Origin of the sequence: Streptomyces cupreus, assembly GCF_014257025.1 — a bacterium.
GTDB classification, from domain to species: domain Bacteria; phylum Actinomycetota; class Actinomycetes; order Streptomycetales; family Streptomycetaceae; genus Streptomyces; species Streptomyces cupreus.
The window spans coordinates 70,860-83,760 of record NZ_JACMSF010000010.1 but is presented as its reverse complement, the minus strand read 5'-3'; the positions used below and the strand labels follow the sequence as shown (position 1 = coordinate 83,760).

Annotated in this window: 13 protein-coding genes; 6 read left to right on the top strand and 7 right to left on the bottom strand. The window is 70.5% G+C overall.

Annotated elements, in window-relative coordinates; all coding sequences use genetic code 11:
* The first annotated feature begins 29 nt into the window (after nucleotides 1-29).
* Entirely contained in the window at nucleotides 30-1,265 is a 1,236-nt protein-coding gene (locus tag H4N64_RS12155) for a lectin (RefSeq protein WP_186282261.1), read from the top strand.
* Nucleotides 1,266-1,268: 3 nt separating this feature from the next.
* On the opposite strand, the gene H4N64_RS12150 is transcribed toward H4N64_RS12155, so the two are convergent.
* Nucleotides 1,269-1,508 carry a hypothetical protein gene (locus H4N64_RS12150; RefSeq protein WP_186282260.1) on the bottom strand — a complete coding sequence of 80 codons (240 nt, stop codon included), beginning with the start codon at nucleotides 1,506-1,508 and terminating at the stop codon, nucleotides 1,269-1,271.
* A 102-nt stretch (nucleotides 1,509-1,610) separates the two neighbouring features.
* Between H4N64_RS12150 and H4N64_RS12145 the strand changes: the two genes are divergently transcribed.
* Complete coding sequence (locus H4N64_RS12145; protein ID WP_186282259.1) at nucleotides 1,611-2,636, top strand: PHP domain-containing protein; 1,026 nt, start codon at nucleotides 1,611-1,613, stop codon at nucleotides 2,634-2,636.
* Between the two features lie 246 nt (nucleotides 2,637-2,882).
* Here H4N64_RS12145 and H4N64_RS12140 read toward each other — a convergent pair whose 3' ends face one another.
* The 6 genes from H4N64_RS12140 to H4N64_RS12115 all read right to left on the bottom strand — a co-directional run bounded on the left by H4N64_RS12140 (nucleotide 2,883) and on the right by H4N64_RS12115 (nucleotide 8,188).
* Entirely contained in the window at nucleotides 2,883-3,098 is a 216-nt protein-coding gene (locus H4N64_RS12140; protein WP_186282258.1) for a hypothetical protein, read from the bottom strand.
* A gap of 67 nt (nucleotides 3,099-3,165) precedes the next feature.
* Nucleotides 3,166-4,425: an ROK family protein gene (locus H4N64_RS12135; protein WP_186282257.1), complete on the bottom strand. Its 1,260-nt coding sequence runs from the start codon at nucleotides 4,423-4,425 to the stop codon at nucleotides 3,166-3,168.
* A 44-nt stretch (nucleotides 4,426-4,469) separates the two neighbouring features.
* Nucleotides 4,470-5,435, bottom strand: coding sequence for a phosphotransferase (locus H4N64_RS12130; protein ID WP_186282256.1), 966 nt, complete (start codon nucleotides 5,433-5,435; stop codon nucleotides 4,470-4,472).
* A gap of 326 nt (nucleotides 5,436-5,761) precedes the next feature.
* Nucleotides 5,762-6,943, bottom strand: coding sequence for a methyltransferase domain-containing protein (locus H4N64_RS12125; RefSeq protein ID WP_186282255.1), 1,182 nt, complete (start codon nucleotides 6,941-6,943; stop codon nucleotides 5,762-5,764).
* A gap of 313 nt (nucleotides 6,944-7,256) precedes the next feature.
* The gene (locus H4N64_RS12120; protein ID WP_186282254.1) at nucleotides 7,257-7,757 is read right to left on the bottom strand and encodes a DUF6415 family natural product biosynthesis protein; all 501 of its coding nucleotides are present in this window, start codon (nucleotides 7,755-7,757) and stop codon (nucleotides 7,257-7,259) included.
* Complete coding sequence (locus H4N64_RS12115) at nucleotides 7,754-8,188, bottom strand: hypothetical protein (protein ID WP_186282253.1); 435 nt, start codon at nucleotides 8,186-8,188, stop codon at nucleotides 7,754-7,756. Before H4N64_RS12115 ends, H4N64_RS12120 begins: the two co-directional genes overlap by 4 nt.
* A 219-nt stretch (nucleotides 8,189-8,407) precedes the next feature.
* Between H4N64_RS12115 and H4N64_RS12110 the strand changes: the two genes are divergently transcribed.
* The 4 genes from H4N64_RS12110 (at nucleotide 8,408) to H4N64_RS12095 (ending at nucleotide 12,877) form a co-directional block, all read left to right on the top strand.
* Entirely contained in the window at nucleotides 8,408-9,523 is a 1,116-nt protein-coding gene (locus tag H4N64_RS12110) for a helix-turn-helix domain-containing protein (protein WP_186282345.1), read from the top strand.
* 13 nt (nucleotides 9,524-9,536) lie between these two features.
* Nucleotides 9,537-10,115: an HD domain-containing protein gene (locus H4N64_RS12105; protein WP_186282252.1), complete on the top strand. Its 579-nt coding sequence runs from the start codon at nucleotides 9,537-9,539 to the stop codon at nucleotides 10,113-10,115.
* Nucleotides 10,116-10,940: 825 nt separating this feature from the next.
* Nucleotides 10,941-11,435: an FBP domain-containing protein gene (locus H4N64_RS12100; RefSeq protein ID WP_186282251.1), complete on the top strand. Its 495-nt coding sequence runs from the start codon at nucleotides 10,941-10,943 to the stop codon at nucleotides 11,433-11,435.
* Nucleotides 11,436-11,635: 200 nt separating this feature from the next.
* Nucleotides 11,636-12,877, top strand: coding sequence for an FUSC family protein (locus tag H4N64_RS12095; RefSeq protein WP_186282250.1), 1,242 nt, complete (start codon nucleotides 11,636-11,638; stop codon nucleotides 12,875-12,877).
* The last annotated feature ends 24 nt before the right edge of the window (nucleotides 12,878-12,901 follow it).

The following is a 12,901-nucleotide window of genomic DNA, read 5'->3' as shown; positions in this document are numbered from 1 at the left end:
TCGGCACCGCGCCGACGGAAGGGAGAGTCGTGCCCTCTTCCCGCAGACTCCGCACCTGGCTGCTGTCGGCCGCCCTGTTGGCCGCCCTGGTCGCGAGCGCCGCGACCGGCCCCGCCCGGGCGGAAGACGAAGCGGACGCCGGCGTCGCCGCCGTGACGTTCTCCGACACCTTCGACGGGCCCGCCGGATCGGCGGTCGACTCCTCGAAGTGGCAGATCGAGACCGGCGACAACGTCAACAACCACGAGCGGCAGTACTACACGGCGGGCAACCGCAACGCCGCCCTCGACGGCCAGGGCCATCTGGTCATCACGGCCCGGCGCGAGAACCCCGCCAACTACCAGTGCTGGTACGGCACCTGCCAGTACACCTCGGCCCGGCTGAACACCGCGGGGAAGTTCACCGCGCAGTACGGGCACATCGAGGCCCGTATCAAGGTGCCGCGCGGGCAGGGCATGTGGCCCGCGTTCTGGATGCTCGGCACCCCGGTCGACTGGCCGGACTCGGGCGAGATCGACATCATGGAGAACGTGGGCTTCGAGCCCTCCACGGTCCACGGCACGATCCACGGCCCCGGCTACTTCGGCGCGGGCGGCATCGGCGCGGCCTACTCCCTCCCGAACGGTCAGGCCTTCGCCGACGCCTTCCACACCTTCGCCGTCGACTGGGCGCCCGACTCCCTCACCTGGTCCGTGGACGGCAACGTCTACCAGCGGCGCACACCGGCCGACCTGGGAGGACGGGCCTGGGTCTTCAACAAGCCGTTCTTCCTGATCCTCAACCTGGCGGTGGGCGGCTACTGGCCCGGCGATCCCGACGGCTCCACGGTCTTCCCGCAGCAGATGGTGGTCGACCACGTCACCGTGACCACGGGCGACACCCCCACGGGCGGCGCGATCAGGGGCCTGGCCGGCAAGTGTGTCGACGTCGCCGGGGCGAACCCCGCCAACGGCACCCCCGTGCAGCTCTACGACTGCAACGGCACCGCAGCCCAGCGCTGGGCGGTCGGCTCGGACGGCACGATCCGGGCGCTCGGCAAGTGTCTGGACGTGACCGGAAACGGCACCGCGGACGGCAGCACCGTGCAGCTGTGGGACTGCACCGGCGGCCCCAACCAGCGCTGGACCGTCACCGCGGCACGCGACATCGTCAACCCGCAGGCCGACAAGTGCCTGGACGTGACCGGCACCAACTCGGCCAACGGCACCCGGCTGCAGATCTGGTCCTGCACGGGCGGCGCCAACCAGAAGTGGACGGTCGGCTGACCCCTAGTAGTGCCTGGTCCAGGTGAACTTGTCGCCGCCGACCCAGCGCACCACATCAGGGTCGTCCAGATCATGGACGGTGATGCCGAACACGGCGGCGGCGGACAGGACGTCGGTGACGGTTTTCGCCTCACCGACCACAATGCCGTCGATCTCCACGATGCGGAAAGGCGGCGTGCCCGGCTGGACACCGAGCACCATGATCCGTGGATGGGAGATGTACGGGCTCGCGATTTCGGTCATGCAATAGAGCGTAAAGCGGATCCGGCCATTCCGACCCGGCGAGCGGCCGGTCCGTCGTGCGGACCTCGCGCCCCTGGGCAACCCTGGAGGTCGGAGGTGGCGATGGACCCCGTCGAGGCTCTGGAGCGGATCGCCTTCCTGCTGGAGCGGTCCCTCGCGCCCACCTATCGCGTACGGGCCTTTCGCACCGCGGCCCGGGTGCTGGCGGCGCTGCCGGAGGCGGAACTGCGGGAGCGGGCCGCGGCCGGGACGCTGGAGGCGCTGACCGGCGTCGGCCCGAAGACGGCGCGGGTGGCGCGGGAGGCGCTGGCCGGACAGGTGCCGGACTATCTGGAGAAGCTCCAGGCCGAGACGCCGTCCGGAGAGGACCGCACCGGACTGCGGGCACTGCTGCGCGGGGACTGCCATCTGCACTCCGACTGGTCGGACGGCGGTAGCCCGATCGAGGAGATGGGCCGGACCGCGGCCGCCCTCGGGCACGAGTGGGCGGCGCTGACCGACCACTCCCCCCGGCTGACGGTGGCCCGCGGGCTGTCCGCCGACCGGCTGCGCGAGCAGCTCGACGTGGTGGCGGCGCTGAACGAGACCTGGGCGCCGTTCCGGCTGCTGACCGGCATCGAGTGCGACATCCTTGAGGACGGCTCGCTGGACCAGGAGCCGGAGCTGCTGGAGCGGCTGGACGTGGTGGTGGTCTCGGTCCACTCCAAGCTGCGGATGGACGCCCGCTCGATGACCCGGCGCATGGTGGCCGCCGTACGCGATCCGCACTCCGACGTCCTCGGGCACTGCACCGGGCGGCTGATCACCGGGCGGGGGCGGCCGGAGTCGCGGTTCGACGCGGACGAGGTGTTCGCCGCCTGCGCGGAGACCGGCACGGCCGTGGAGATCAACAGCCGGCCCGAGCGCCTGGACCCGCCCCGGCGGCTGCTGCGGCGGGCGGTGGAGGCGGGGGTGCTGTTCTCCATCGACACCGACGCCCATGCGCCCGGCCAGCTGGACTGGCAGGTCCTCGGCTGCGCCCGGGCCGAGGAGTGCGGGGTGCCCGCTGACCGGGTGGTCACCACCTGGACGCGGGAGGAACTGCTGGCCTGGACCCGGGAGCGGCACCTGCCGTCGCGCGTGAGGTGACACGCATCACCAAGGGCCGTGGAACACCCCAGTGTCGTTGCCCGTTGAACGAGCCGTGGGTACGGATGGGACAGTGTCCCCGGGCCTCACCTTTTGCCCACAGGGACGATCGTTCGGCTGAAGCCCTGTGGAGCCTTTCGCCGAGAGGCGACCGCCATCCGTACCCACCCTTGGTCGCCCCGACCGTGATTCCCCCGTCGCGGTCGGGGCTCTTTCCTGCGGGCCGGCTTGCCGCCGCCCCGGCCGTCACGCCGTTGACTCGTCCGGCGCCGGGTGTTCCGGGTGCACGTTCGCGTCGCGTGGGGCTCCCTTGCGGGCCGTGCCCGCCTCGTCGGAGTCGGGGACGTCGTCGTCCGGTGCTGCGTCCTCGGGGGCGGGGTCCACGTCCCAGGGGTCCTCGCCCTCTCCCGCCTGCTGGTCCGGCAGGTCCCGCGGGACGGGCTCGCCGTTCGCGTCCGTCACGGCGTCCTCCTTCCCTCGCGTCGCCAGAGGCCCCACGCGAGTACCTCCGGCGCCGTGCGGCGAAACGTCAGCGCGGCGCGCGTTCCTGCAGCGCCGCCTGCCACGCGGGCCGCGGGCTCTCGGGGGCCGGGGCGGCGCGGCGGCCGCCGTGGGTGAAGAAGTCGGCGAGCGGCAGGAGCGCGGCGCCCACGGTGACCGCGTCCGGGCCGAGCCCGCCGAGGTCGATCGTGACCCGCTCGGCGGGGTGGCGCAGGGCGTACGCGGCCGCGTGCCGGCGTATGTCGGGCAGCAGCGCGGGGCCGAGCCGCAGTCCGGCCCAGCCGCCGATGAGGATGCGCTCGGGCTGGAAGAGGTTGATCAGGTCGGACAGGCCCGCGCCGATGTACTCCGCGGTCTCCTCCAGCAGGTCCCGGGCATCGGGGTCGGCGACCAGGGCGGTCAGGGCGCTCTCCTGTCCGGCGCCCTCCGGCGGGCGCCCGCCGGTCTCGCGCCAGCGGCCGAGGAGGGCCTCGGCACCGGCGTATGCCTCCAGGCAGCCGAGCGCGCCGCATCGGCAACGGCGCCCTCCGACCCGTACGGTCAGATGCCCGCCCTCGACCGCCCGCCCGTCCTCGGCCTCGGGTGTGACGACACAGGCGCCGACGCCGGAGCCGAAGAGCACAACGATCGCGCTGCGGGCGCCGCGTGCGGCCCCGAACCACATCTCCGCCTGGCCGAGGGTCCGGGCGCCGTTGTCGATGAAGTACGGGACCGTCGCGGGCAGTTCGCACCGCTCCCGGAGCAGCGACTCCAGCGCGACCGCGTCCCAGCCGATCGTCTGTCCGTGCACCACGGCCCCGCGGTCGGGGGTGTGCTCGACGATGCCGGGGACGCCGATCCCGACGCCGAGCAGCCGCTCCGGGGCGAGGTCGGCGGCGGTGAGCACCTCGGTGACGGCATCGCGGATGTGCCCGACGACGACATCGACCTCGTACCCCTCGGGCCCCAATGGCCTTTCGGCACGGGCGAGTTCGGTCAGTGCGAGGTCGAACAGCTCGACGCGCACCCGGGTCTCGCCGACGTCGACGCCGATCATGTGGCCGCTGCCGGGCGCCACCCTCAGCAGGGTGCGGGGCCGTCCGCCGTCGGAGTCGACGTTGCCGGCCTCCTCCAGCACTCCGTCCGCGAGGAGGTCGGCGACGACATTGCTGACCGAGCCGGAGCTGAGCCCGGTGGCCGGGCCGAGTTCGAAGCGGCTGAGGGGGCCGTCGAAGTAAAGGCGCTGGAGGACGACGGAGCGGTTGGCCCGACGGAGATCACGTACCGTTCGCCTGTTCCGCCCCACCATCTGGCTCCCCCTTCGACACGCCGTCCGACCTGGAAGATACCGGCTCAGCGGCTGAGCTCGGCGATCTCGTCCAGCGCCGCGACCAGCTCAGGCCCGACGGCCTCCCGCACCCACTGCAGGCGCCCTCCGTCGACGGCGCGCGGCACGGTCTCCGTGAGCATGATCAGGTACAGATAGGCACGGTACAGGGCGAGCCGGAGCCGGGTGGGGGTGTCGAACTCGACCAGACCACCGGCCTCCCGATACCCGGAGAGGAACGCCACGTCCTTCTCGATGTCCCCCAGCAGCGCCAGGGAGACGAAGTCGGCGACCGGGTCGCCCCAGAACATCCGCTCCCCGTCGATGAGCCCGCCGATGCGGGGCGTCCCGGTCGAGCGGTCCACCAGGATGTTGCCCTGCCAGAGGTCGAAGTGGACCAGGCAAGGGACGGTGACCGCGTCGAGCGCGGAGTAGGCGGCTTGAAGCGTGCGGGCGGTCTCCTCGACGGATCGCGGCAGCCACGGCCGATAGCGACGTGCGTCGTCGAGGACCGCGTCGAGCATGCCGGCGAAGGCGGTCCGCCAGTCGGCGGCGAGCGGACCGAGGGCGCCGGACGGATAGCCGTAGCCCGGCCCGCTCACCCGATGCAGCCGCGCCACCTGCCGCCCCAACTCGGCGCGTAGCTCCTGCTGTTCGGCATCCGTGAACGAGCCGTCCCAGGCCTCGCCGGGGCATGCCGTCATCAACAGCTCACGCGCCCCGGCGGCGACAACGCGCGGAGCCTCGACGCCGACGGTGGCGGCCGCCCGGTAGAACTCCGCCTCGGAGACGAGCAGTTCCCGCTCATGCCGCAGCCCGGGCACGGCCTCCGGGGGCGGCACCTTCAGCACATACCGACTGCCGTCGGCGAGCAGGAGTTCCTCTACGGTGTTGTAGGTGCCGCCGGTCAGCGGCCGTACGCCGCTGAGGTCGCCGGGCGGCAGGCCCGCCGCATCCAGAATCCGCCGGGCCCGTTCCCATGAATCCCCCACCCTGCCCCCTCGGTCAGCCAGCCGCGTACACGTCCTCGACGCATGCGGTACAGCGTACGAAACGTCTCCCGACGGCACCGGAATTAACCAACCCCGCCTGGACGACACCTTCGTCCCCGACTCGGTGGGCCTCGACCTGCACTTGGCCGCCCCCGAGCGGCTGGCCCGGCTCGACCTGCCAGACCTGGGGGACTGAGCGGCGGACGGTCGCCCGTAGGCTGGTCGGTATGCGAGACCTCGCCCTCGGCCCGGGGTTATCTCTCGCCGTTCTTGTGGGCTGACCTCGGCCCGATCGCCTCGAACAGTGGCGACTGGTCCTGAGCGACTCAGACCTCCCAGCTGTCTGAGGGGTCGTCCAGCCAGACTCGCTGTGTGCCCTCGGCGGTGACGGTGAGACCGAACCGCTCGTACCCCGGCTTGCCGGCCGCCCGCCACCAGTCGAGCGTGGCGGTCACCTCGTCCCACAGCCTGCGCGGCCCGGATTGCCAGACCTGCGCTTCCGCCTGGCCGTCACGGAACACCACGCACGCCCACGACCGGTCGCCAAGCCCGTAGAACCACACAGGCCGTGCGCCGTCGCGCTTTTCGGCCACGACGTGCACGCAATGTCGGAGTCGGAGCCCCAGGGCAAACCGCTGGGGGCTGAACCGTTCCCCCATGAACTCGCCTTCCGTGATCGGCGTGGACGACTTCTCGCGGTCGGCCACGCTGTCCGTGACGTACTCGGAGTGCACGACGGGCAAGAGCCGTTGGGTCCGCGCCTTCATGAACTCCACAGGGCCGGTGAACGCTCCCGTGGCGCTGGCTCCGTCCTCCGGGACAACCAGCCGGGCTACGGCATCGCCGTTGCTGTAGTGAGTCCCCCACGGGGCCACGATGACCGCGCCCGGTCGGCTCTGCTCGACCCACGCGAACGGAATGGACCGGAAGCCGCAGGTGGCAATGATCCGGTCGTACGGCCCCCCTTTGGGATATCCCCTGAGCCCGTCGCCGTAGATGACCCGCACCGGAAGCTCGAAGTGATGCAGCGCCGTACGGGCCTCCGTCGCAACGGCCTCGTCGACTTCCACGGTGACGACGTTCTCAGCCCCCAGCCTGTACGCCAGCAACGCGGCGTTCCATCCGGTGCCGGTGCCGATTTCCAGGACACGGTTTCCTGGCTGCACGTCCAGGTCCCGCAGCATCCGGAACACGACGGACGGCATGGATGCCGACGAGGTGGACACCTGCCCCGGCCCGGCGCCGGAGTGCTGTCCGTCGTCCCACTGCGTGACAACCGGGACGTCGGCGTCCGCGTACCGGAACCAGGCGTCCGCATCGTCCAAACGCGACACGGAAAGGCTCCGCCCCGTCTCCATGTCGAAGGGCCACATGAGGTCTGGGAGGAAGAAAGAGCGGGGCACGGCCGCGAACGAGGGGGCCCAATCGGCAGAGAGCACGCCCCGCGACATGAGGACGCGCGCCAACTCGGTACGACCGGGGCGCTCCTGGTGAGCGTTGATGGTCATTGCTCAGACGGCCTTGGGCGGGTTGGGGACTCCGGGGCCGCCATCCGGGGTGGGCGGGGGCGGCGGGGGTGCAGGTTCGCCCGGAAGCCCGTCGCCGCCGTTGGTCACGATGTGAAGCACAGTCTCTCCTTCGTCATTGTTCTCCTGAAACCCGTCTGGCTGCCGACCCTCATGCGGTCGACCAAGGGGGTCTTGCCCGTCCCGGCCGCTCGACCTGTCCAAGGTTCGGGGAGCCGGGACGGGGGTTCGTGGGTGCGACCCTGTCCCGATTCGGTCGCCATAGGCCCCTTTCACGCCGGGGAGGCGCCGCCGGTCAGCGGATCCGGACGGCGTTGGCGCAGTGGTCGTGGATCCGGCCCGAGAACGCCGCCCCGCCGGAGGGGCTGACCTGGTCGTACGGCCGTGTCGATTCGCCCTGCCTGATGGGCTGGTCGCAGGCCAGGCACACGCGGACGCCAGTAAGCGTCTCGTAGTGATCGCACAGGGCCAGCAGCGACCGGCCGAGCCTGCGCACGTACGCCACGGCGTCGGACGGCATCAGTACGGGGCGGGCGTCCAGCTTGCCCCGGGCCTCGCGGACGCAGGCGAGCGCAACGTACCGGGGCACGTCGTCGGCGGGCTGCTTCGCGGCAGCCTGCTCGACCTCGGGGATCAGCAGCTGCATGTGGCCCCGCAGCATCCCGGTCAGCGTCTCCAGCGTGGCCCGGTCGGTGGGGGTCACCTCGGGCGGCAGCACCTGGGTGACGCTGGCGCGAATCGTGGCGACGTCCACCGGCGGTGCGCCCGTGTCCGCACGGCTCTCGGCGGAGTTCATGACAGTGCCTCGCCGTCCTCGTCGGCGAGGCAGCGGCCCACCATGGCCAGCATCAGCACGTCCGACACCTGGCAGAGCTTGCCCGGCCGGGAAACGGGCACTGCCCAGTACGAGCAGAGCGTTCCCTGGTCCAGCTCAGTGAGGTCGGGGCGGGGGACGCCAAGGTAGGTGCCCTCCCCGAGGCACTGGGCGGCGGGCGCCCGCCATTCCTCCGCGGTGCCGGGCGGGACGAGGGCGTAGTAGCGGCGGCTCTCGGGGTCGTGGATGACGGGTCCGCCGTGCATGTGCCGCGCCAGCCTCCGAGCCACGACCGCCTGATCATGGCTGGCGAAGGCGAGGTGGGCGATGGCCGCGGGGATGCGAACCGCGTCGAAGTGCCGCCCCAGCGGGACGAGGGCAAGCCTGGCGGCGCTGTCCCATTCCCGGCGCACCGCGGCAGGGGAGGGGTGCGCGGAGAGTAGCCATCGCTCGGTGTTCGAAGGGGTGTCATGCGGTGGGGTACTCATAGGCACTTGGGATTCCACGGCAGCGCCTTCCGTATACGCTCAGTTGTTAGGTGACTACCTTCACGGTAGGAAGTAGCTATCACGGCCTGAAGTGACCGTCGGTACAGGTAAGAACGTGATACTGCGCGGGGATTGGTGGATTTCATGCCGTCGAGCTCAGGCGAAACCCTGACTGGCAGTCGGGGTTCGGCCTCGCGGCCCCGTGTCGGGGTCATCACCGGGTACGTGTTCCGGGTCATCCGAGAGCAACTCGGCCTCACGCAGGAGGCCATTGCCGAGCAGCTCAATGTCTCACCGGACACGGTCGCAGGCTGGGAGTCCGGGCGACGACCGCTCACAGCCATCCCCGTCGGGCAGATGCTCGTACTGCGCCACCGCCTGATGCAACTGGGCACTGCCCCGACACTCCTGCAGGCGCTTGAGCGAGCCATGGAGGCGGATGTGCTCCTGACGAGTGCCCTGGACGAAGAGACACCTGTCGCCGAGAGCCCTCTGGGCGCCTGGGTCATGCAACGCGACCTGGTCGCGGTGCTCGCTTGGCCACTCAACCGCGTGCCGCCGCAGGCCGTGGTCGACTTGCCTGTTCCACCGCGGCCTCGCCGTGGCCCGGTTCCGCCGGCCCCCGAACTGGCCATCAACGACCGGCGCCGGTTCTTCCAGCGGATGCGACACACGGCCGAACAGGCCCGCGGTGAGGACCAGTTCCTGTTACGCCGCCAGGCCCTGTACCTGTCCGGCTACGACGACCAGGCGGACACTGCCGAGTGGCTGGCCCACCAGCAGGCCACAGAGCGGCCCAGCGGCTGGCTGATCGACTGGCTCAATTCACGCTCCGTGGCAGCGGTCGCTGCACGGCAGGGGGACCGGGACCGGATGAGTTACTTCATCGACTCCGAGCTGGTCGACGACGACGTCGGCGAGGCGGCGAACCTCAATTACTGGGCGTACTGGGTGGGCGAGAACACTCACCTCCAGTTGTCCGACGACTTCATGGCCTCCCGGACACCAGGGCCCTGGCCCGGGGACAAGCTGCTCTTGCACCTGACCCACGGGCTCGCACCCCAGCATGGTTACGTGGACCTGAACATCCACTCGCTGTGGTCACTGCTCGCCATCCGTCCGAACCTCCTGAAGTCCGGCGCTGCCAGCCGGGCGCTGCGCGATCGGCTGCCAGTGATGTTGGATAGCCCGGGGCTAACGGCTCGCGCTCGTCGCGAGTTGGAGAGCATCACGTACGCAATCCGCCTTGCCGAGGCGTGAGAGGAGACCAACCGTGACCGATGAGCTGGCCCAGGTGGCACGGTTCCTGTACGAAGCGGGGACGCTCAAGCAATCGAAGCGCACCGGGTGGTGGATGGCAGGCGTGCGCGATCCAGAGAGCGTAGCCGAGCACGCCTGGCGCACCTCGCTGATCGCGTCCGTGATCGCCAAGTTGGAAGGCGCCGACCCGGCACGCGCCGCGTTCCTGGCTGTCTGGCACGACTCGCAGGAAACGCGCACCGGCGACCTCAACCACCTCGCGAAGAAGTACGCCGACGAGCCCGATCCGCAGGCCGTCACCGCCGACCAGACGGCGGGCATGCCGGAGGTCCTCGCCTCGACCGTCCGGGACCTGGTGGCGGAGTACGAGGCTCGGGAGTCCGCCGAGGCGATCTGCGCACGGGACGCGGACAAGCTGGAATGCATGCTGCAGGGCATCGAGTACAAAGCCCAGGGCTACGAGCTCGCGCAGCGGTGGATTGACAACAGCCGCGGTCGTCTCATCACGAAGACGGCCAACGCGCTCGCAGACCAGCTGCTGGAGACAGATCCGCTGGACTGGCTGCGCAGTACGCTCGGCGAACTGCGCTGACCCGACACGGCAGTGGGCCCCTGCACGACCCAAGGAGGGCCGTGCAGGGGGCTCGGTCGTGCAGGGGGAATGAGGGGCACGGCTGCCTCTGAACGCTTGACACGCAATGCCACGCGACGGGCTGACCGCCGTGGTGGCGGACTTCCTCCGCAGGCCGACGGCGTCGTCGCCCGCCTGGCCAGCAGGTGCCGGGCCCGCTGCCAAGCACTGACTGAGGAGATCAACGACCTGGACGCGGAGATCACCGGCAGCATCGAAGTGCTCGGCGCGACCCTGCTTGAAATCCCCGGCTGTGGCACGCTCACGCCGCGAAGATGCTGGGGGAGAGCGCCCCTGCCCCTGTGGTCGGACAACCACGAACGGCACCGCCTCAGTCGCGTCGGAAACCGTCAACTCAACACAGCCCTGAACAGATCGCGGTCACCCAGGCGCACCACCACCCCGACGCACGCGCCTATCTGAAGCGACGACAGGACTCCGGCGACACCACGACCGAAGCCCTCCGCACGCCCTCGAACGTCGACTGTCCGACGTCGTCTATTGAGCCCTCCAGCACGATGCCCAAGCCTCACACGACCACGTGAACCCCCTCGCATTGGCTGTTTGGCATAGGAGCAATGGGACGCGACCGCGACCCGCCCGTTTCACGCTCAGGGTGCGCCGGACCCGTGCCCATGAATCCGCCACCTTGTCCCCCGGTCATCCGGCACACCCCGGGTGGCATCGAAATTCACTGGCCCCTATCGGGGGATTACGCTTGGCTTTAGCCAGAAACCTAGGATCCCTAGGTTCTAAAGATACAGCACGCACCCCCAGGAGGCCCCCATGAGAGCACTCACCGAGCCCGAGATCCGCGACTCCTTTGTCAACTGCTCGAAGGGCGAGGCCAAGCGGCTCGCCGTGCCGCGGGATCTCGATCAACTTCCCTGGGCCGATCTGGACTTCCTCGGCTGGCGAGATCCGGGGGCGCCCGACCGGTGCTGTCTCGTCACCGAGAGGGACGGGCAGCTCGTCGGGGTCACGCTCCGGTTTCCCTCCTCTCAGCGCGGGTTCCTGCACCGCAGTATGTGCTCGCTGTGCCTCACCACCCATCGGGGCGGCGGGGTCTCCCTGATGACCGCCCGCAAGGCCGGCTCGGCGGGTCGCGAGGGCAACTCGGTCGGCCTGTACATGTGCACCGACCTCGCCTGCTCCCTCTACGTCCGCGGCAGGAAGGTCCCGGATTCGGGGGCCCGCTTCGAGGAGAGCCTCACGCTGGAGGAGCAGATCGCACGGACCGAGGGCAATCTCACCGCCTTCCTGGACAAGCTGTACGTCTGAGCCCGGTCGGGAGGACGGACGTCGCGGTGCCGGGGATGATGAACAGGGTCGGGACCCACGCGGTCCGCCGCTCGTGCGTCCTCCTGCCTCTTGCCAGGTGACCCCCTGTTCGATCAATGTTGGCCTCCTTGCGGACAGTCACGTTCCGCATGTCCGGTCTCGGCACGTTCGGTGCTCCGTGAGAGGGGAACAGCCCAAGAATGCGTGACGTACGGGAGTGGCGGGTGTCCCGGGAGCGGCTGGTGAAGCTGCGCCGGGACCCCGTCGTCGTCCAGACCCTGCGGTCGGCGGCCGCGGCGACGGTCGCCTACGTCATCGCGCTGCAGCTGAGCCCCGAGAATGCCCCGCTCACCGCGCCCCTGACGGCGCTGCTGGTCGTCCAGGTCACCCTCTACGCGACGCTCACCAACGGCGTGCGCCGGGTGAACTCCGTGGTGGCCGGAGTCCTCGTCGCCATCGCCTTCAGCCTCCTGGTGGGTCTGACCTGGTGGAGCCTGGCCCTGCTGATCGTGGCCTCGCTGGCGGTCGGTCATCTGGTCCGGGTGGACGAGTACGTGCCCGAGGTGGCGATCAGCGCGATGCTGGTGCTCGGGGTGACGACCGTCGGCGACACGGCGTGGGCACGGGTCTTGGAGACGCTGATCGGCGCGGTCGTCGGGCTCGGCTGCAATCTGCTGCTCGCCCCGCCGGTGTGGGTGGGCGAGGCGGGTGAGTCCATCGAGGGTCTTGCCCGCCGGGTGCGGCAGTTGATGCTGAGCATGGGCGAGGAGGCCGCGGGCCGTACGCCCGTGGAGCGCGCGGCGGCCCGGCTGCACGAGGCACGCCGGCTCGACCACGACATCGTCGAGGTGGACGCGGCGCTCCGGCAGGCCGAGGACAGCCTGCGGCTCAACCCTCGGGTGCGTGAGGGACTGCTGCACCGGGTGGTGCTGCGCACCGGCCTGGACACCCTGGAGATCTGCACCGTCGTCCTGCGGGTGATCGCCCGCACCCTCACCGACCTGGCCAAGGAACGCGATCCCGACCCGCTGTTCGCATCGGAGGTCGGTGCCGCGGTGGAGCAGTTGCTGTCCGAGATCGCCGACGCCGTGGTGAGCTTCGCGGTGCTGGTCACCGCCCATGTCAGCGAGAACGCCGAGTCCGCGGAGGAGCGGCTCGCCTCCGAGCTGCGCCATGCCACGGCGACCCGCGACAAGCTCGCCCAGCTGCTGCTGGAGGAGGTCCAGCGCGACGCCCGCCAGTGGCAGCTGCACGGCGCGGTGCTGACCGAGGTCAACCGCATCCTCGACGAGCTGGACACCGAGCACCGCTCGCGCCGCCTGCTGGAGGAGCTGGACCGGGTCTCGCGCGAGCAGCGCGAGCGGATGCCGCGGCTGACCCGGTTCCAGGAGAGCATGCGGGACGGCCGGAACCGTCTGGCCTCGGTCCGTCGTTCTAGGTGACGAAGTCACCTGAGGGGGCGTGTG